At 71.6% G+C, this 18,074-nt stretch carries 17 protein-coding genes and 1 riboswitch; of the genes, 11 read left to right on the forward strand and 6 right to left on the reverse strand.

All coding sequences use genetic code 11. From position 1 onward, the window contains the following. The first annotated feature begins 67 nt into the window (after window positions 1-67). The 4 genes from AQJ91_RS29950 (at window position 68) to AQJ91_RS29965 (ending at window position 4,860) form a co-directional block, all read left to right on the forward strand. Complete coding sequence (locus AQJ91_RS29950) at window positions 68-1,471, forward strand: M16 family metallopeptidase (RefSeq protein ID WP_067027732.1); 1,404 nt, start codon at window positions 68-70, stop codon at window positions 1,469-1,471. Continuing rightward, window positions 1,468-2,856 carry a M16 family metallopeptidase gene (locus AQJ91_RS29955; protein WP_067027735.1) on the forward strand — a complete coding sequence of 463 codons (1,389 nt, stop codon included), beginning with the start codon at window positions 1,468-1,470 and terminating at the stop codon, window positions 2,854-2,856. Before AQJ91_RS29950 ends, AQJ91_RS29955 begins: the two co-directional genes overlap by 4 nt. A gap of 192 nt (window positions 2,857-3,048) precedes the next feature. Then, window positions 3,049-3,210, forward strand: a riboswitch (cyclic di-AMP (ydaO/yuaA leader). Window positions 3,211-3,223: 13 nt separating this feature from the next. Next, on the forward strand, window positions 3,224-3,976 hold the full coding sequence (locus AQJ91_RS29960; protein WP_067027737.1) for a M23 family metallopeptidase: 753 nt from the start codon (window positions 3,224-3,226) through the stop codon (window positions 3,974-3,976). 188 nt (window positions 3,977-4,164) lie between these two features. Continuing rightward, window positions 4,165-4,860 carry a GntR family transcriptional regulator gene (locus tag AQJ91_RS29965; RefSeq protein WP_067027739.1) on the forward strand — a complete coding sequence of 232 codons (696 nt, stop codon included), beginning with the start codon at window positions 4,165-4,167 and terminating at the stop codon, window positions 4,858-4,860. Window positions 4,861-5,078: 218 nt separating this feature from the next. Here the strand turns inward: AQJ91_RS29965 and AQJ91_RS29970 are convergent, their stop codons facing one another. Beyond that, a complete protein-coding gene (locus AQJ91_RS29970; protein WP_067027741.1) occupies window positions 5,079-5,360 on the reverse strand; it encodes an HPr family phosphocarrier protein in 282 nt (93 codons plus the stop codon). Window positions 5,361-5,537: 177 nt separating this feature from the next. Between AQJ91_RS29970 and AQJ91_RS29975 the strand changes: the two genes are divergently transcribed. From AQJ91_RS29975 to AQJ91_RS29990, 4 genes are all read left to right on the forward strand, one after another. Further along, window positions 5,538-8,435 (forward strand): bifunctional acetate--CoA ligase family protein/GNAT family N-acetyltransferase, encoded by a 2,898-nt coding sequence (locus tag AQJ91_RS29975; protein ID WP_067027742.1) that lies wholly within the window; start codon window positions 5,538-5,540, stop codon window positions 8,433-8,435. A 71-nt stretch (window positions 8,436-8,506) separates the two neighbouring features. Next, a complete protein-coding gene (locus AQJ91_RS29980) occupies window positions 8,507-9,094 on the forward strand; it encodes a DUF5998 family protein (protein ID WP_199848056.1) in 588 nt (195 codons plus the stop codon). Then, entirely contained in the window at window positions 9,094-10,296 is a 1,203-nt protein-coding gene (locus tag AQJ91_RS29985) for an alkaline phosphatase family protein (protein ID WP_067027746.1), read from the forward strand. The genes AQJ91_RS29980 and AQJ91_RS29985 overlap by 1 nt, the downstream gene beginning before the upstream one ends. Window positions 10,297-10,339: 43 nt before the next feature. Next, on the forward strand, window positions 10,340-10,990 hold the full coding sequence (locus AQJ91_RS29990) for a thymidine kinase (protein WP_067027748.1): 651 nt from the start codon (window positions 10,340-10,342) through the stop codon (window positions 10,988-10,990). Between the two features lie 283 nt (window positions 10,991-11,273). Here the strand turns inward: AQJ91_RS29990 and AQJ91_RS29995 are convergent, their stop codons facing one another. Further along, a complete protein-coding gene (locus AQJ91_RS29995) occupies window positions 11,274-11,798 on the reverse strand; it encodes a gamma carbonic anhydrase family protein (RefSeq protein ID WP_067027750.1) in 525 nt (174 codons plus the stop codon). Window positions 11,799-12,086: 288 nt separating this feature from the next. Here AQJ91_RS29995 and AQJ91_RS30000 point away from each other — a divergent pair, with 288 nt between their 5' ends. Next, window positions 12,087-12,920 (forward strand): PaaX family transcriptional regulator, encoded by an 834-nt coding sequence (locus AQJ91_RS30000; protein WP_234383062.1) that lies wholly within the window; start codon window positions 12,087-12,089, stop codon window positions 12,918-12,920. Between the two features lie 59 nt (window positions 12,921-12,979). Here AQJ91_RS30000 and AQJ91_RS30005 read toward each other — a convergent pair whose 3' ends face one another. From AQJ91_RS30005 to AQJ91_RS30020, 4 genes are all read right to left on the reverse strand, one after another. Further along, on the reverse strand, window positions 12,980-13,837 hold the full coding sequence (locus AQJ91_RS30005; protein WP_067027752.1) for an amidohydrolase family protein: 858 nt from the start codon (window positions 13,835-13,837) through the stop codon (window positions 12,980-12,982). Window positions 13,838-13,864: 27 nt separating this feature from the next. After that, entirely contained in the window at window positions 13,865-14,206 is a 342-nt protein-coding gene (gene fdxA, locus AQJ91_RS30010; protein WP_067027754.1) for a ferredoxin, read from the reverse strand. A gap of 22 nt (window positions 14,207-14,228) precedes the next feature. Beyond that, window positions 14,229-15,260 carry an NAD(P)/FAD-dependent oxidoreductase gene (locus AQJ91_RS30015; RefSeq protein WP_067027756.1) on the reverse strand — a complete coding sequence of 344 codons (1,032 nt, stop codon included), beginning with the start codon at window positions 15,258-15,260 and terminating at the stop codon, window positions 14,229-14,231. A gap of 71 nt (window positions 15,261-15,331) precedes the next feature. Continuing rightward, window positions 15,332-15,745 carry an AMP-binding enzyme gene (locus AQJ91_RS30020; RefSeq protein ID WP_067027758.1) on the reverse strand — a complete coding sequence of 138 codons (414 nt, stop codon included), beginning with the start codon at window positions 15,743-15,745 and terminating at the stop codon, window positions 15,332-15,334. Between the two features lie 95 nt (window positions 15,746-15,840). Here AQJ91_RS30020 and AQJ91_RS30025 point away from each other — a divergent pair, with 95 nt between their 5' ends. Together AQJ91_RS30025 and AQJ91_RS30030 are read left to right on the forward strand one after the other, a co-directional pair. Further along, window positions 15,841-17,469 (forward strand): AAA family ATPase, encoded by a 1,629-nt coding sequence (locus AQJ91_RS30025; protein ID WP_234383064.1) that lies wholly within the window; start codon window positions 15,841-15,843, stop codon window positions 17,467-17,469. Then, window positions 17,469-17,942, forward strand: coding sequence for a hypothetical protein (locus tag AQJ91_RS30030; RefSeq protein ID WP_067027760.1), 474 nt, complete (start codon window positions 17,469-17,471; stop codon window positions 17,940-17,942). The genes AQJ91_RS30025 and AQJ91_RS30030 overlap by 1 nt, the downstream gene beginning before the upstream one ends. Window positions 17,943-18,074: the final 132 nt, after the last annotated feature.

The raw sequence follows: 18,074 nt of genomic DNA on the forward strand, positions 1-18,074 counted from the left end.
ATACAGTGGCAGGACCGGCAGGATTTCCGCAGTTTCAACCGAAGATTCCGTGATTGAAGGGACGTACATGCCCATGGGTCACACGGCCACAGCCCAGGCAGGCTCCGGCGGCCTGACAGCGACCGAGCACCGCCTGGCCAACGGCCTGCGCGTGGTGCTCTCCGAGGACCGCTTGACCCCGGTCGCGGCGGTGTGCCTCTGGTACGACGTCGGCTCGCGCCACGAAGTCAAGGGGCGTACCGGCCTGGCTCACCTTTTCGAGCACCTGATGTTCCAGGGCTCCGCCCAGGTCAAGGGCAACGGCCACTTCGAACTCGTCCAGGGCGCGGGCGGCTCGCTCAACGGCACGACCAGCTTCGAGCGGACCAACTACTTCGAGACCATGCCCACCCACCAGCTGGAGCTCGCCCTCTGGCTGGAGGCCGACCGCATGGGCTCCCTGCTCGCCGCCCTCGACGACGAGTCGATGGAGAACCAGCGGGACGTGGTGAAGAACGAGCGCCGGCAGCGCTACGACAACGTCCCCTACGGCACGGCGTTCGAGAAGCTGACCGCCCTTGCCTACCCGCAGGGCCACCCCTACCACCACACGCCGATCGGCTCGATGGCAGACCTGGACGCGGCCACGCTGGAGGACGCGCGCGCGTTCTTCCGCACGTACTACGCGCCGAACAACGCCGTCCTGTCGGTCGTCGGCGACATCGACCCGGATCAGACCCTCGCCTGGATCGAGAAGTACTTCGGCTCCATCCCCGGCCACGACGGCAAGGCCGCCCCGCGCGACGGCTCGCTGCCCGACGTCATCGGCGAGCAGCTGCGCGAGGTCGTCGAGGAGGAGGTCCCGGCCCGCGCCCTGATGGCCGCCTACCGGCTCCCGCACGACGGCACACGCGCGTGCGACGCGGCCGACCTGGCGCTCACGGTCCTGGGCGGCGGCGAGTCGTCCCGGCTCTACAACCGGCTCGTACGCCGCGACCGTACGGCCGTGGCGGCCGGGTTCGGCCTGCTGCGGCTGGCCGGCGCGCCCTCCCTGGGCTGGCTGGACGTGAAGACCTCCGGCGACGTCGAGGTGCCGGTCATCGAGGCCGCCATCGACGAGGAGCTCGCCCGGTTCGCCGAGGAGGGCCCCACCGCCGAGGAGATGGAGCGCGCCCAGGCCCAGTTGGAGCGCGAGTGGCTGGACCGGCTCGGCACGGTCGCCGGCCGCGCCGACGAACTGTGCCGCTACGCCGTCCTGTTCGGCGACCCGCAGCTCGCCCTGACCGCCGTACAGCGCGTGCTGGAGGTCACGGCCGAGGAGGTCCAGGAGGTCGCCAAGGCCCGCCTGCGCCCCGACAACCGCGCCGTGCTCGTCTACGAGCCGGTCTCCCTCGAGGCCGCGAAGCACACCGAGGACGCGGATCCGCCCGAAGACCCGGAGGCCGAGGCCACCGTGGAAGCCACCGACGAGAACGAGGAGGCGGCCAAGTGACCGAGCTCGCCACCATGGAGTTCCACCCCCAGCCCCAGGCGGGCGAGTCCCGGCCGTGGGCCTTCCCGGCCCCCGAGCGCGGCACCCAGGACAACGGCCTGACCGTCCTGCGCTGCCATCGCCCCGGCCAACAGGTCGTCGCCGTCGAGGTTCTCCTGGACGCGCCCCTGGAGGCCGAACCGGCCGGCTTCGACGGCGTCGCCACGATCATGGCGCGGGCCTTCTCCGAGGGCACCGACAAGCACTCCGCCGAGGACTTCGCCGCCGAGCTGGAGCGCTGCGGCGCCACCCTCGACGCGCACGCCGACCACCCCGGCGTACGGCTGAGCCTCGAGGTCCCGGCCTCCCGCCTTGCCAAGGCGCTCGCCCTGCTCGCCGACGCCCTCAGGGCACCCGCGTTCGCCGACAGCGAGGTCGAGCGGCTGGTCCGCAACCGCCTTGACGAGATCCCGCACGAGCTGGCCAGCCCGTCCCGCCGGGCCGCCAAGGAGCTCTCCAAGGAGCTGTTCCCGGCGAGCGCGCGCATGTCACGTCCGCGCCAGGGCACCGAGGAGACGGTCGCCAAGATCGACTCGGCGGCCGTACGGACCTTCTACGAGAAGCACGTCCGGCCCGCCACGGCCACCGCCGTGGTCGTCGGCGACCTCACCGGCATCGACCTGGACGCGCTGCTCGGCGACACCCTCGGCGCCTGGACCGGCTCCCTGGCCCAGCCCCGTCCGGTGCCCCCGGTGACCGCCGACGACACCGGCCGGGTCGTCATCGTGGACCGCCCCGGTGCCGTCCAGACGCAGCTGCTGATCGGCCGGGTCGGTGCGGACCGGCACGACCGCGTGTGGCCCGCCCAGGTGCTCGGCACGTACTGCCTCGGCGGCACCCTCACCTCCCGCCTGGACCGGGTCCTGCGCGAGGAGAAGGGCTACACCTACGGTGTGCGGGCGTTCGGCCAGGTCCTGCGCTCCGCACCGGACGGCACGGGCGCCGCGATGCTCGCCATCAGCGGCTCCGTCGACACCCCCAACACCGGTCCCGCCCTGCTGGACCTGTGGACGGTGCTGCGCACCCTCGCCGCGGAGGGGCTCACCGACGAGGAGCGCGACGTCGCCGTGCAGAACCTCGTAGGGGTGGCGCCGCTGAAGTACGAGACCGCCGCGGCCGTGGCGAGCACCCTGGCCGACCAGGTCGAGCAGCACCTGCCCGACGACTACCAGGCCACGCTGTACCGCCAGCTCGCCGCGACCGGCACCGTGGAGGCCACCGCGGCGGCCGTCAGCGCCTTCCCGGTGAACCGTCTGGTGACCGTCCTCGTCGGTGACGCGGCGCAGATCAAGGAGCCCGTCGAGACCCTCGGCATCGGCGAAGTCACCGTCGTGGCGGCCGAGTAGCGGCACGCGCGCGTAGAGGCCCTGGTGACCGGAGCGTCACCAGGGCCCCCCTTATGTCCGGATTGGGGGAGAGGTTGCCTGTCTGCCCTGTGGCATGCGCTACAAAAGCCGCGATCCGTTTGGGGATTGAAAGATGTCCCGCTTAGCGTCTTCCGGGCTGTCCGTCAGGCACTGCGCCGCAGCCGCGGCACCGGACAGCCATCGCCGAGTCCCCGTACGGCGCGAGCCAGGGGAGCCGGGGACCCACACGTCCCTGGGGTGAATCGGACGCCCGCGCGCACCGCGAGGGGGTCCGTAGGAGACCTTCCTGCTCCGAACCCGTCAGCTAACCCGGTAGGCGAGAAGGAAGGAAAGGACCAGCCACTCCATGGCGTTCACCCGCGCCACCGGGAAGCACCGCCGTCCCAGCCGGATGCATCGCACCACCGTCCGTGCGGCGGGCGTCGCCACGCTCGCCACCACCGGCGTCATCGGCACCCTCGCCGCCCCGGCGCTCGCCGCCGAACCCGCCGCCGAGCAGAGCGGCCTCATCCCCGTCCTCTCCATCGGAGACTCGGTCGCCGACCAGATCGACGCCCAGGCAGCCGCTCAGGAGCAGGCGGCCGCCCAGAACAAGGCCGAGGAGGCCGCCCGCAAGAAGGCGGCCGAGGAGGCCAAGAAGGAGCGCGAGGCCAAGGAGCGCGCCGCCCGCGAGGCCGAGCGCAAGCGCCTCCTCGCCTACGTCGCCCCGATCTCCGGCTCGTACGTCTCGACGAGCTACAAGGCCGGCGGCGCCGTCTGGTCCTCCGGCAGCCACACCGGCATCGACTTCCACGCCGCCAGCGGCACCTCCGTCCACGCGGTCGGCTCCGGCACGGTCGTCGAGGCCGGCTGGGCCGGGGCGTACGGCAACCAGATCGTGATCAGGATGAACGACGGCACGTACACCCAGTACGGCCACCTGTCGTCCATCGGCGTCTCGGTGGGTCAGACCGTCACCCCGGGCCGGCAGATCGGCCTCTCCGGCGCCACCGGCAACGTCACCGGCGCGCACCTGCACTTCGAGGCCCGCACGACGGCGGAGTACGGCTCGGACATCGACCCCCTCGCCTACCTCCGCTCGCACGGCGTGAACGTCTGACGGCAGACGGCCCTCCGTCCCGAAGCCCCGGCTCCCCGAGCCGGGGCTTTCGGCGTTTCCGGTGCCCGGCTGTCCAAAAAATATCCATGGATTCCGGCCTGCCATCGGAAATTCCGGTTCTTTGCAATAGAGTCACTGAACACACGTCAGGCGTCGACGTTTCACGGGGATTAAAGCGGAGGTCGGTCATGCGTATTCCGGCGCACTCGGTATGCACCGCGATCCGGGACGACATCGTCGCCGGTGTCTACGAGCGCGGCAGCCGGCTCACCGAGGAACTGCTGGCGCGTCGCTACGGCGTCTCGCGCGTCCCCGTCCGGGAGGCCCTGCGCACCCTGGAGGCCGAGGGCTTCGTGGTGACCCGGCGGCACGCGGGCGCGTGCGTCGCGGAACCCACCGAGCAGGAGGCCTCCGACCTGCTGGAGATGCGCACCCTGCTGGAGCCGCTCGGCGCCTTCCGGGCCGCCCAGCGGCGCACCGAGGCCCATCTGAAGGTCCTGCGCGGCCTGGTCCGGCTGGGCCAGGAGCGGGCCAGGCGGGGCAACAGCGAGGACCTGCGCTCCCTGGGCGGCTGGTTCCACGAGACCCTCGCCCAGGCCTCTGGCAGCCAGGCGCTGACGTCGACGCTGACCCAGCTGCGCCACAAGATCGCCTGGATGTACGCCGTGGAGGCGCCGGTCAACCCCGCGGAGTCCTGGGCGGAGCACGGCGCCATCGTGGACGCCGTGGCGCGCGGCGACGGCGAGCGCGCGCGGACGATCACCACGCTGCACACCGAGCGCTCGACCGCCGTGCACCGGCTGCGGTTCGCCAACGGCACGGAGCGGGCCGACCGTGTGAGGAACTCGCAACATCCCGTAAACATGTCGGGCCTGCGGCATTAACACGAGCGCCGTATACAAAGAGGTAAGAATTCCAGGGGGGATTATTTCTGCTGCCCGCAAAAGAGAAATATGAAGGGCTCGCCCGATAATTCGGACGAGCCCTTCGGTGGTGCGGGAGACGTCTTTGAAGCGACGAAAGCCGCAACCATCAATTGAGGAACCCCGATGGCGCGCAACCACGTCCGCGAGAGCGGCGCCGGCTTAGGCGCAAGGGGGGGTCAGACGGTCTCGGGAAGCTCCTCGAGACCCTCGGAGACCAGCTTCGCCAGACGGTCGAGGGCGATGTCCGCACCCTCGGCCTCGGAGACGAGGACGATCTCCTCGCCGCCCTGGGCGCCCAGACCCAGAACGGCCAGCATGGAGGCCGCGTTGACGGGGTTGCCCCCGGCCTTGGCGATCGTCACCGGGACGCCTGTGGCCGTGGCGGCTCGGACGAAGATGGAGGCGGGGCGGGCGTGGAGGCCCTCGGCCCAGCCGACGTTGACGCGGCGCTCAGCCATGTGATGCTGCCCTTCAGTTTCTCAGGGTTGTCTAGACCAGTGTTCCATACGTGAAGCGTGCCCGGAACGGTCCTGTGTCCCGTCCCGTGTGGTCGTCGGGCCGCGGCCTCGGCCCGACTTCCGTCCTCCAGAGACTGCCTCGCGCCGTTGTCGGACGCGAGCCGTACTCTGGGCCCCATGCAGAGCGCCTCGGACCGGCACGAGTACCCCGCCCACTGGGAGGCCGACGTGGTGCTGCGCGACGGCGGCACCGCGCGCATCCGCCCCATCACCGTTGATGACGCCGAGCGCCTGGTCAGCTTCTACGAGCAGGTCTCGGACGAGTCGAAGTACTACCGCTTCTTCGCGCCCTACCCACGCCTGTCCGCCAAGGACGTCCACCGCTTCACGCACCACGACTTTGTGGACCGGGTGGGACTCGCGGCCACCATCGGCGGCGAGTTCATCGCCACCGTACGCTATGACCGCATTGGCGCCGACGGCATGCCCGCCTCCGCACCTGCCGACGAGGCCGAGGTCGCCTTCCTCGTCCAGGACGCCCACCAGGGGCGCGGCGTCGCCTCCGCCCTCCTCGAGCACATCGGCGCGGTCGCCCGCGAGCGCGGCATCCGCCGCTTCGCCGCCGAGGTACTGCCCGCCAACACCAAGATGATCAAGGTGTTCACGGACGCCGGGTACACCCAGAAACGCAGCTTCGAGGACGGCGTCGTACGCCTGGAGTTCGACCTGGAGCCGACGGACCGCTCGCTCGCCGTGCAGTACGCGCGCGAACAGCGCGCCGAGGCGCGCTCCGTGCAACGGCTGCTGGTGCCCGGCTCCGTCGCCGTCATCGGCACCGGCCGCACACGCGGCGGCGTCGGCCGCGACGTCCTCGGCAACATCAGGGACGCCGGGTTCACGGGCCGGCTGTACGCCGTGAACAAGGCGCTCCCGGAGGAGTCGAAGGAGCTCGACGGGGTGCCCGCGTACCGCTCGGTGCGGGACATCGAGGGGCCCGTCGACCTCGCGGTCGTCGCCGTGCCGGCCGATCACGTCCCCGAGGTCGTCACGGAGTGCGGCGAGCACGGTGTGCAGGGCCTGGTCGTGCTCTCCGCCGGGTACGCCGAGAGCGGCCCCGACGGGCGGGAGCGCCAGCGCGAACTCGTGCGGCACGCGCGCGCGTACGGGATGCGGATCATCGGGCCGAACGCGTTCGGCGTCATCAACACGTCCGCCGACGTGCGTCTCAACGCCTCCCTCGCCCCGCAGATGCCCCGTCCGGGGCGCATCGGCCTGTTCGCCCAGTCCGGCGCCATCGGCATCGCACTGCTGTCCCGGCTGCACCGGCGCGGGGGAGGGGTTACCGGGGTCACGGGAGTGTCGACCTTCGTCTCGTCCGGCAACCGCGCCGACGTGTCCGGCAACGACGTCCTCCAGTACTGGTACGACGACCCGGACACCGACGTCGTACTGATGTACCTGGAGTCGATCGGCAACCCGCGCAAGTTCACCCGCCTCGCCCGGCGCACGGCGGCGGCGAAGCCGCTGGTCGTCGTGCAGGGGGCGCGGCACGGCGGGGCCGCGCCGCAGGGGCACGCGGTACGGGCGACGCGGCTGCCGCACGCCACGGTGTCCGCGCTGCTGCGGCAGGCCGGGGTGATCCGGGTGGACACGATCACCGAGCTGGTGGACGCGGGGCTGCTGCTGGCCCGGCAGCCGCTGCCGTCCGGGCCGCGGGTGGCGATCCTGGGGAACTCCGAGTCGCTGGGGCTGCTGACGTACGACGCGTGCCTCTCCGAGGGGCTGCGACCGCTGCCGCCGCTGGATCTGACGACCGCGGCCTCGGCGGCGGATTTCCATCGGGCGCTGTCCGAGGCGTTGGCCGACGACACGTGCGATGCGGTGGTCGTGACGGCGATACCGGCGATCGGGGAGGTGTCCCCGGGGGACGCGGAGCTGGCGGAGGCACTGCGGTCCGCGGCTGCCGCGGCTCCTGCGAAGCCGGTGCTGGTGGTGCACGTGGAGCTCGGGGGGCTTGCGGAGGCGTTGTCGGCGGCGGCGAGCACTGCACCACGGGCCGGTTCGACGGCACTCGGCGGCGGGGGCGGTGCCCACCTTCCCCCACTCTCGGCTTCGCTCGAGCGGGGGGACCCCCCTCGCTCTGCGGAACGTCTGCCTACCGCAGTACCAGCGGGACCGGTGACCGCCTCTGTAGTCACCGATAGAAACTGCTCCCGCCTCATCCCCGCCTACCCCGCTGCCGAGCGGGCCGTCCGGGCCCTCTCCGAAGCGGTCAAGTACGCGCAGTGGCGGCGTGACGCCGCCGAGCCCGGCAAGGTGCCCGAGTACGAGGACATCGACGAGAAGGGCTCCGCCCGGCTGATCGGCGGGCTGCTCGCGCGCGGGCAGGGCCTCACTCTCGGGACCGAGGAGACATACGAGCTGCTCGGGAAGTACGGCGTCCAGGTGCACCGCGCCCTGCCCGCACCGTCCCCGGACGCCGCCGCCGAGGCCGCCCGCACCCTCGGCTACCCCGTCGCCCTCAAGGCCACCGCCCCGCACCTCAGGCACCGCGCCGACCTGGGCGGCGTACGGCTGGATCTCGCGGACGAGGAGCAACTGCGGCGGGCGTACGCCGAGTTGACGGAACTGTTCGGGAAGCCGGAAGAGCTGCGGCCGGTCGTGCAGGGGATGGCCCCGCGCGGGGTCGACACCGTCGTACGGGCCGTCATCGACCCCGCGGCCGGCGCCGTGCTGTCCTTCGGGCTAGCCGGGGCCGCCTCGCAGCTGCTCGGGGACACGGCGCACCGGCTGATTCCGGTCACCGACCGGGAGGCCACCTCGCTCGTGCGCTCGATCCGGACCGCACCGCTCCTCTTCGGCTGGCGCGGCTCCACACCCGTCGACACCCCCGCGCTGGAGGAGCTGCTGCTGCGGGTGTCGCGGCTGGTCGACGACCACCCGGAGGTCGTCGCGGTGACGCTGGAGCCGGTCGTGGTCGCCCCGCGCGGCCTGAGCGTCCTCGGCGCCTCCGTGCGGCTCGCGCCGCCGCCCGCCCGTGACGACCTCGGCCCGAGGACGCTGCCCGCGTACTGAGACGCACCGAGACCAATGGAGACGGCCCTGAGCGTGCCTCGCAGTCAGTGGTCCACCGTAGGATGGGCGTCATGGCCAAGACCAGTACGACGACCCAGGGGCTGCGTGCGGCGATCGAGCGCAGCGGCTACTACCCGGCCCTCGTGGCCGAGGCGGTGGAGGCCGCCGTGGGCGGCGAGCCCATGCGGTCGTACCTGGTCCACCAGGAGACGACGTTCGACCAGAACGAGGTGCGGCGGCACGTGACGGTGCTCGTCCTCACCGGCAACCGCTTCATCGTCAGCCACACCGACGAGCAGGCCGCGGACACCACCTCCCCGACGCCGTACGCCACGACGTCCACGGAGTCCGTGAAGCTCGGCCGGATCTCGTCGGTCGTGCTGAGCCGCGTGGTCGCCAACCCGGAGCAGTACACGCCGGGCACCCTGCCCCGCGAGGTCGTGCTGACCATCGGCTGGGGCGCCGTCTCCCGCATCGACCTGGAGCCGGCCGCCTGTGGCGACCCCAACTGCGAGGCCGACCACGGCTACACGGGCAACTCCACGGCGGACGACCTCAGCCTGCGGGTCAGCGAGGCCGGCGACGGCCCGGAGACAGTGCGGCAGGCGCTCGCCTTCGCGCAGGCCCTCTCCGAGGCGACCGCGGACATCACGCGCTGATGTCCCACCCGTCGCCCTCCACCGCCTGGGACCCCTACCCGGAACCCCTCGCCGTCGACTCCGCGCCCCTCCCCGAATACGGCAGCGGCTCGCTCGCCGACCTGCTGCCCACGCTCGCCGCGGGCATGGCCGTACCAGGCCTGACCGCCACGATCCCCGAGCTCACCGCCGCCGACCGGAACTGCGTGTTCCTGATCGACGGCCTCGGCTGGGAGCAGCTGAGGGCGCACCCCGAGGAGGCCCCCTTCATGGCCTCCCTGCTCGCGTCCTCGCGCGGCGGCACGGGGCGCCCGATCACCGCCGGCTACCCGGCGACCACCGCGACCTCCCTCGCCTCCGTCGGCACCGGCCTGCCGCCGGGCGCGCACGGCCTGCCCGGCTATACCGTGCGCAATCCCGACACCGGCGAGCTGATGAACCAGCTGCGCTGGCAGCCGTGGACACAGCCGCGTGTGTGGCAGCCGTATCCCACGGTCTTCCAGCTGGCCCACGAGTCGGGCGTGCACGCGGCGCAGGTGTCGTCCCCCACCTTCGAGAACACCCCGCTGACCAAGGTCGCGCTCAGCGGTGGAAAGTTCCTCGGGCGGCTGTCCGGCGAGGACCGTATGGACCTCGCGGCGGAGCAACTGGCCGCCGGCGACCGCTCCCTGGTCTACACGTACTACGCCGAACTCGACGGCGCCGGCCACCGCTACGGCGTCGACTCCGACACCTGGCGCGGCCAGCTCATGCACGTCGACCGCATGGTCCAGCGTCTCGCCGAGCAACTGCCGCCGCGCAGCGCGCTCTACGTCACCGCCGACCACGGCATGATCGACGTCCCCTTCGACGAGCAGCACCGCATCGACTTCGACGAGGACTGGGAACTGCGCGCCGGGGTCGCCCTGCTGGGCGGCGAGGGCCGGGCGCGGCACGTCTACGCGGTGCCGGGCGCCGCGAACGACGTCCTGACCTGCTGGCGCGAGGTGCTCGGCGAGCAGTTCTGGGTGGCCTCGCGGGACGAGGCGATCGCGGCGGGCTGGTTCGGGCCCCGGGTCGACGAACGGGTGTACGGCCGGATCGGCGACGTGGTCGCGGCCGCGCGGGACGACGTCCTGATCATCGCCTCCGAGCGGGAGCCGAAGGAGTCGGCGATGGTCGGCAACCACGGTTCGATGACCCCCGCCGAGCAGCTGGTCCCGCTCCTCGAAGTACGCTCCTGAAGCCCCGCTCTGTCCTCTCTTGCCGAAAGGTGCTCAACTTGCCATGCCCGAGCTGGTGTTCTTCTCCGGAACGATGGACTGCGGGAAGTCGACTTTGGCGCTTCAAATCGAACACAATCGAACGGCGCGTGGTCTGCAGGGGCTGATCTTCACGCGTGATGATCGTGCGGGTGAGGGCAAGTTGTCGTCGCGTCTGGGGCTGGTGACCGACGCGGTGGAGGCCGGGCCGGGGCTGGATCTGTACGGGTATGTGGTGGAGCAGTTGTCTCGGGGCGGCCGGGTCGACTACGTGATCGTGGACGAGGCCCAGTTCCTGCTGACCGGGCAGATCGACCAACTGGCCCGGATCGTGGACGACTTGGAGCTGGACGTCTTCGCGTTCGGTATCACCACTGACTTCCGGACGAGGCTCTTCCCTGGCTCCCAGCGTCTGATCGAACTTGCCGATCGCCTGGAGACTTTGCAGGTCGAGGCGATGTGCTGGTGCGGTGCTCGGGCCACGCACAATGCACGCACCGTGGGGGGAGAGATGGTCGTCGAGGGCGAGCAGGTCGTCGTGGGCGACGTGGCTCAGTCGGCGGCGGAGGTCGGGTACGAGGTGCTCTGCCGACGTCATCACCGCAGGCGGATGACGAGCGCCGCGGCGCGGGCAGCGGCGCTGTCGCCGGACGTGCTGCCGGTCACCGCCACTTGACCTTTGGCCGGCGAGGAGCGAGTCGACCTGCTTGTCGGCCACGCTGGCCGTGGGGGAGGCCTGCCCAACGACTTGATCAGGCCGACGCGCTGAGGCCGGGCCGCCCGCCTCTCGCGCGTGGCGCAGCCCGGCTGCAGCGTCGACGGCTCGCTCCGAGAGCCGGGCCACCTCGGCGCCGGTCGCCGCGTCCAGCGGGGCGCGCCCCTCGTCGGGTGCTTCATACCAGTCATGGGCGAGGTAGCCGTGCAGTTTCGCGGCCACGGCGGGCCCACCTTTCGTGCTCTCAGCGCTCGATGCGCCGGAGATCACGCAGATAGCGCGCGCCGGCGTCCCGGTAGGTGCGTACGGCGTACTCCACCCAGGACGGATCGACCGGTGTCCCGCGCAGCCGTACCGGGGCGCCGAGCGCCATGGTCTTGGGCGGGACCTCGAAGTCCTCGGGGACCAGTGCGGCGGCGCCGACCACCGCACCCTCGCGCACGGTGGCCCGGTTCAGGACGATGGAACCGGACCCGATCAGGCAGTGGCGCTCCACGGTGCAGCCCTCCAGGTGCGCGTTGTGGCCGACCACGCACTCGGGTCCGATCGCGGTCGGCCACTGCTCGGTCGTGTGCAGCACGGTTCCGTCCTGGATGCTGGTGCGGGCGCCGACCTCGATACGACCGCCGAGGTCTCCGCGCAGGACCGCCCCGGGCCAGACGCTGGCCTCCGCGCCGATCGACACGCGCCCGATCACGACGGCGTCCGGGTGGACGAAGGCGCTGGGATCGATGTCCGGCTCGTCGGGTCCGAGGGCGTAGACCGGCATGGCTGCCACCTCGCTCGTTCTGGTCGGCCGACCCGCCGACGCGGGCAACACTCTACTGATATTTTCCGTAACGACAAGATATTGTGTAAGGAGGGGTGGGCCCCCTGAGAGAGGCGTGGCTCCGGACCGTAATGCCGGAGCACCCTGGATACGCTGATGACGTTGGTGTCACGCGACGGCGTGATACGTCGGATCGGCCGGCAGCAAGGGAAGTGAAGGACCATGGTGAATCGTGCGTCGCGCGGACCGGGCCGTGCCGGCCGGGCCGCAGCGGGGAGCGCACGGCCGGTGGTCAGCCGGCGCCGTGAGGTCGGTGACGTCAGCGCGCGGTCGCTGCTGACGACCATGCTCGGCGAGTACGTACTGCCCAAGGGCACCCCGGTGTGGACCTCCGCGCTGGTGGACGCGCTGGCGATGTTCGGTGTCGAGGAGAAGTCGGCCCGCCAGTCGCTCGCCCGGACCGCGGCAGAGGGCTGGCTGGCCTCCGAGCGGATGGGACGCCGCGTCCGCTGGGCGCTCACCCCGCCGGGGCGGCGGCTGCTGACCGAGGGCGCGCAGCGCATCTACGACTTCGGCAGCGGGGAGCGCTCCTGGGACGGCACCTGGCTGGTGGTGCTGGTCTCGGTGCCGGAGGCCAAGCGGGATCTGCGGCACCGGGTGCGTACCCGGCTCACCTGGGCCGGCTTCGGCTCCCCGGAGCCCGGGGTGTGGATCACGCCTCACGCCGACCGCGAGGCGGAGGCGCTCGGCGTCCTGAAGGAACTCGGGCTCGCCGACGACGCGATGTCCTTCTCCGCGACGTACGGTGCCGTGGGCAGCGAGGCGGCCATGGTGGCCCGCGCCTGGGACCTCAGTGAGGTGGAGGACCGCTACGAGGCGTTCATCGACGAGTTCACCGGCCTGCGCCCCGCCGACGGCGCCGCCGTCCTGCACGCGCAGACCATGCTGGTGCACGAATGGCGCCGCTTCCCCTTCCTCGATCCGCGGCTTCCGTCGAAGCTGCTGCCCGCCAACTGGAGCGGCGCCAAGGCGGCCGAACTCTTCCACAGCAGGCACGCCGAGTGGAATCCGGTGGCGCTGCGGCGCTGGGAGGAGCTGGCCGAGGGGCACGGCGAGAAGTGAGATCGCGCGGGCGCACCGTACCGAACCACCCGGCTTACCGCTGACCCATCGTCATGTCCTTACACTCCGAGGCCCGGGAAGACCTTGGCCGCGTTGCCGGACAGCACGGCACGCACGGTGTCCGCCGGCAGGCCCAGCGCACGCAGCGCGGCGATGTTGCGGGAGGCGCCGGGCACTCCCGGCCAGTCGGTGCCGAAGATCCACCGGGTGGCCAGCCTCGCCAGGCCGAACCGGGCGTAGTACTCGGGCAGTTTCCGCGGGGGCAGTCCGGCGAGGTCCAGCCAGACGTTGGGCCTGGCCAGGGCGAGGAACGCCGCGGTGTCGTACCACCAGCCCCGCCCGCCGTGGGCGAAGACGAACTGCACGTCCGGGAAGTCCTCCACGGCGTCGAGCAGGAGCTGCGGATCACCGTACCGGGCACGGGCGCCCGGGAAGCTGGAGGTGCCCGAGTGCACGACGACCGGGACGCCGCGCTCGGCGCAGAGCGCGTACAGCGGGTAGAACTCCTTGTCGGCCGGATCGAATCCGCCGTGCACGGGGTGCAGTTTGAGCGCGACCGCGCCCAGGTCCAGCTGGCGTTCGGCCTCCGCCACCAGCGGGTGGTGAAGGTGCGGGTTGACGTTTGCCACCAGGCGGAAGCGGACCGGGTTGTACGCGACGATCGGCAGTAGGTCCTCGATCGGCTGGATCCCGGTGGCGCGCGGACTGTACTCGCAGAACAGCAGCGCACGGTCCACGCCCTCGGACTCCAGCAGGGCGTCCAGCCGCTCGGGAACGGGATCGCCCCGCTCGTCGTAGGCGTCGCGCCACGGGTGGTCGCCGGAGAACGTGTCCGCCCACTCGAACCAGGCCGGTTTGAGTGTGGACAGCCTCGGGGCGTGGACGTGCGCGTCCACCACGATCTCGCCGTCGATCACTGCGTCTCCTCGGGATGCGCCGATGGGTCAGCCGCGCGGGTCGTACCCGGCGACGAGTTCGGTGTCCGCGCCGACCGGGCCGTGGCCGGCGGCGCCGCCCGGCAGGCCGATCGGCTCGTCGCGGCCCGGCAGGGATTCGGTGAAGAACCGCTTGTTGTCGGCGACGAAGTCCTTCAGCTCCGGCGGCACCCGGCGGTCCTGGGAGATCGCCTGGACCGGGCATGCGGGCTCACAGTTGCCACAGTCGATGCATTCCATCGGGTTGATGTAGAGCTTGCGGTCGCCTTCGTAGATGCAGTCGACGGGGCACTCCTCCATACAGGAGCGGTCCATGACGTCGATGCACGGCTCGGCTATGACGTAGGGCATGGGCTTTCGGTCCTCTTCGGTGCTACGCGACGGCGGGGGCCGCCGTGGATACGTCGGTGGAGTGGCCGGGGAACACCGGCTGCTCGGGGTCGATGTGGTGCGCGGCGTTGTTGACGGCGGTCGCCGCCTCCCCGAAGCCGACCGCGATCAGCCGCACCTTGCCGGGGTAGTCGTTGATGTCCCCGGCCGCGTAGACCCCCGGGAGAGAGGTCCGCATGGCCGAATCGACCGGGATGTGGCGCCGGTGGGCGATGTCGATGCCCCAGCCGAGCAGCGGGCCGAGGTTGGCGGTGAAGCCGAGGGCCGCGATGATCCCCCGGCAGGGCAGGCGGTGCGTCTGCCCGTCGCGCCGGGTGATCTCCACGGCCTCGATGTCCCCGCCGTCGCCGATGACCTCCGACAGCTCGGCTTCGGTGAGGATCTCCACGCCCGCGGCCCGTACGGCGGCCACGGTGGCCGGGTGCGCGCGGAAGGTGTCGCGGCGGTGGACCAGGGTCACGGAGGCGGCCAGCGGGTGCAGGGTGAGTGCCCAGTCGAAGGCACTGTCACCGCCCCCGACGATCACCATGTCCCGGCCCGCGTAGTCGTCCGGCCTGCGCACGAAGTACGCCGGCCCGGCTCCCTCGTACGCGGCGGCGGCCGGCAGAGGGCGGGGCGTGAAGGTGCCGATGCCGCCGGTGATGAGCACGGCCCTGGCCCGCACCCGCGCCCCTTGGTGCGTAGTCACGGTGAAGGTGCCGGGCCTGCCGTCGGCCCCGCGGATCCGCTCCATCGTCTCGGCCCGGTGTCCGAGCAGATAGCACGGGTCGTACGGTGCGGCCTGCTCCAGGAGCCGGTCCACGAGTTCGCGCCCCCGCACCGCCGGGAATCCGGCGATATCGAAGAGCTGCTTCTCCGGGTACATGGCGTTGATCTGGCCACCGGGCTCGGGCAGCGAGTCCAGCACGGTCACCGACAGACCGCGGAAACCGGCGTAGTAGGCAGCGAACAGGCCGGTGGGGCCGGCTCCCACGATGAGCAGATCCGTGCTGTGATCCGCGGGGCACGGGGACATGCACGTCCTCCTTGATGCAGGGGGAAGAGAGTGACTTGCCGAGTGGCAGTCGCCGAGTGGCAGGGAGAACGTCAGCTTGATGTCGTCGGCGACGAGGGTGCCTCCGCCCAGGAACCGTCGCGGACCATGGCGCGCAGCACGTTGCGGCGGATCTTGCCGGTGGGCGTACGGGGCAGCTCGGGCAGCCCGATCACCCCGCGCGGGCGTTTGAAGGCAGCCAGGCCCTCCCGGCACCAGGCGACGAGGGCGTCCGGATCGACCTCACGCCCGGGCCTGGGCACCACGCAGGCGACCGGTTTGTCCAGGCCGTCCGCGTCCGGTACGCCGACCACGGCGACCTCGGCCACGTCCGGATGGGAGAGGAGGCGCTCCTCCACCTCGGCGGGCGCGACCCAGATGCCGCCCGCCTTGAGCAGGTCGTTGGTGCGGCCCATGCACGTGTAGGTGCCATCGGCGTTGCGGATGTAGGTGTCGCCGGTGCGCACCCAGTCGCCTTGCCGAGAAGGAGAAGAAGCCGCTTCTCCACGCGGCCCTGGAGAACGTCGGGTACGACGACCGGGCGCTCAAGGCCCTCCTGGCGATGGAGGAGAAGGGCGGCCCCGACCACGCCGTGCTTGACGCCCTGATCGCCGGTGTGCCCACGGCCGACGAGGGCCGGCTGCGGGAGGCACGGCTGGAGGCCGCCGCGGAGGGCCCCGACCTCGACCGGGTCGGTGCCGCCGTCGACGCACTGCGGCACGCCCTCGCCGACGTCGACGACCTGAAGGGGACCGCGGCCGCCGACGCCCACAGCAGGGCCCAGCTGCTCCAGGCGGCCCTGAGGCACAGCGACCGCCACGCCGACGACACGGCTTGCCCGGTCTGCGGTACGGAACAGGTCCTGGACCGGGAGTGGGCCTCGCGCGCCGAGACGCAGATCGCCGCGCTGCTGCGCCAGGCCGAAGCGGTGCGCGAGGCCGAGGCCGGCCTGCGGACCGCGACGCGGACCCTGCACGACCTGATCCTCCCGCCGCGGGAGGTCCCGGCCGTGCTCACCGACCCGTGGCGGAGCTGGAGCGCCTGCCGGCGGATCACCGACCCCGCCGAACTCGCCGAGCGCGCGCTCAAGGCCGCGGTGACCCTGGCGGACGCGTGCGAGGTCGTGGCCAGGAAGGCGCGTGAGGAACTGGCGGCCAAGGACGAATGCTGGCGTGCGGTCGTCGAGCTGCTGGCGGAGTGGACGAAGCTCTCCCGGCAGGCCGAGGCCGCCAAGCCGCGCAGAACGGAGATCGGCGCCGCCCTCACCTGGATCAAGAAGGTGACGACCGAGATCCGCGACCTCCGGGTCGACGCCTTCGCCGACCACACGCAGCGGATCTGGGAGAAGCTCCGCCGCCAGAGCAGCGTCGACCTGAAGAACGTCAGCCTGCACGGCAGCGAGCGGGCCAACGTGCGCAAGCTGATCATGGATGTCACCGTCGACGACACCGAGGCCCCGGCCCTGAGCGTCATGAGCCAGGGCGAACTGCACTCGCTCGCCCTCTCCCTGTTCCTGCCCCGTGCCGCCACGGCCGACAGCCCCTTCGGCTTCGTCGTCATCGACGACCCCGTGCAGTCCATGGACCCGGCGAAGGTCGACGGCCTGGCCCAGGTGCTCGACGAACTCGGCCGCGCCCGGCAGGTCGTCGTCTTCACCCACGACACCCGGCTCCCGCACGCCTTCCGCAGCCAGGGCCTGCCCGTGACCGTGCTGAAGGTGGAGCGCGGCGAGAAGTCCGCGGTGAACGTCACCTCCGAGACCGACCCGGTCAAGGTGGCCATCGACGACGCCATGGCACTCGCCAAGACCGCCAACTGCCCCGACGCGGCACTGCGCAACGTCCTGCCGTCCCTGTGCCGCGAGGCCCTGACCAAGGCGATCGTCGAAGCGGCCTGGATCCGCCGGAGCCGCACCGGACAGCCCGCCGACCGTCTGCAGGCCGCCATCGACGAGACCGAACGCCTCATCCCGCTCGCGTCCTTCGCCCTCTTCGACGACGGTCTCGTCCACCCCGACGACGACGTCAGGAGCCGTCTGCGCGCCCTGTACGGAGGCGAGAGCACGATCCTGATCAGCCAGTGCCAGCGCGGTGCCCACCCCGAAGGGTTCCTCCCGCCCGACCCGGTCGCCTTCGTCAGGAAGGTCGAGGCCCTCGCCAACCGGATCCGCAAGCCGGAGGTGAACGCCTGATGCCCGCCACCCGCACGAGCGTCGGCACCGTCGCCGGACTCCTCGCGACCGCCGACAACCTCCTCACCGCGGGCCTGGGTGGCCCGCTGACCCCGGCCGGACGGGCCCGTGGCGCGGCCTACGCCCTGCGGATCGCCCTGGAAGCGACCGTCGACGCGGTTCTCACCGCCGAGGAAGCCGGACTCCGCCAGGTCACCATGCGAGCGAAACTGCTCTGCTTGCGCCACCACGCCGGCCCCGACCTGGCCCATCGCGTCAACGCCCTGTGGAGCGGGCTCAGCACGGGCTGCAAGTACCACCACGACGAGATCGGACCGAGCCACGCTCAGGTACGCGCCTGGCAGACAGCCGTCGAGACGCTCGTCACGGAGCTCGCCGCGCCGGGGACGGACCTGAACTTCCCTCAGCAGACGGGCACGCAGCGTCCGCAGGCTGAGGTGACGATGGCGGCTTACGACGGTGAGCACACGTAAGGGCCGGCAGCAACGGGCTTTGGCCCGCCGGAACTGCCGCGACGGCCGATAGGGTTTCGCGCTGATGCACCACGTCAGAAAGCTTTGCTGACCCCCTTCTTGGTCAGGACCAAGGCACTGTTGAGGAGGACT

This window comes from Streptomyces dysideae (assembly GCF_001514305.1).
GTDB classification, from domain to species: domain Bacteria; phylum Actinomycetota; class Actinomycetes; order Streptomycetales; family Streptomycetaceae; genus Streptomyces; species Streptomyces dysideae.

Excerpts from the sequence above, each read along its gene's own strand:
- AQJ91_RS29950 (WP_067027732.1), top strand. The coding sequence starts at position 68 with ATGCCCATGGGTCACACGGCCACAGCCCAGGCAGGCTCCGGCGGCCTG.
- AQJ91_RS29960 (WP_067027737.1), top strand. The coding sequence starts at position 3,224 with ATGGCGTTCACCCGCGCCACCGGGAAGCACCGCCGTCCCAGCCGGATG.
- AQJ91_RS29965 (WP_067027739.1), top strand. The coding sequence starts at position 4,165 with ATGCGTATTCCGGCGCACTCGGTATGCACCGCGATCCGGGACGACATC.
- AQJ91_RS29970 (WP_067027741.1), bottom strand. The coding sequence starts at position 5,360 with ATGGCTGAGCGCCGCGTCAACGTCGGCTGGGCCGAGGGCCTCCACGCC.
- AQJ91_RS29975 (WP_067027742.1), top strand. The coding sequence starts at position 5,538 with ATGCAGAGCGCCTCGGACCGGCACGAGTACCCCGCCCACTGGGAGGCC.
- AQJ91_RS29980 (WP_199848056.1), top strand. The coding sequence starts at position 8,507 with ATGGCCAAGACCAGTACGACGACCCAGGGGCTGCGTGCGGCGATCGAG.
- AQJ91_RS29985 (WP_067027746.1), top strand. The coding sequence starts at position 9,094 with ATGTCCCACCCGTCGCCCTCCACCGCCTGGGACCCCTACCCGGAACCC.
- AQJ91_RS29990 (WP_067027748.1), top strand. The coding sequence starts at position 10,340 with ATGCCCGAGCTGGTGTTCTTCTCCGGAACGATGGACTGCGGGAAGTCG.
- AQJ91_RS29995 (WP_067027750.1), bottom strand. The coding sequence starts at position 11,798 with ATGCCGGTCTACGCCCTCGGACCCGACGAGCCGGACATCGATCCCAGC.
- fdxA (WP_067027754.1), bottom strand. The coding sequence starts at position 14,206 with ATGCCCTACGTCATAGCCGAGCCGTGCATCGACGTCATGGACCGCTCC.
- AQJ91_RS30015 (WP_067027756.1), bottom strand. The coding sequence starts at position 15,260 with ATGTCCCCGTGCCCCGCGGATCACAGCACGGATCTGCTCATCGTGGGA.
- AQJ91_RS30025 (WP_234383064.1), top strand. The coding sequence starts at position 15,841 with ATGGAGGAGAAGGGCGGCCCCGACCACGCCGTGCTTGACGCCCTGATC.
- AQJ91_RS30030 (WP_067027760.1), top strand. The coding sequence starts at position 17,469 with ATGCCCGCCACCCGCACGAGCGTCGGCACCGTCGCCGGACTCCTCGCG.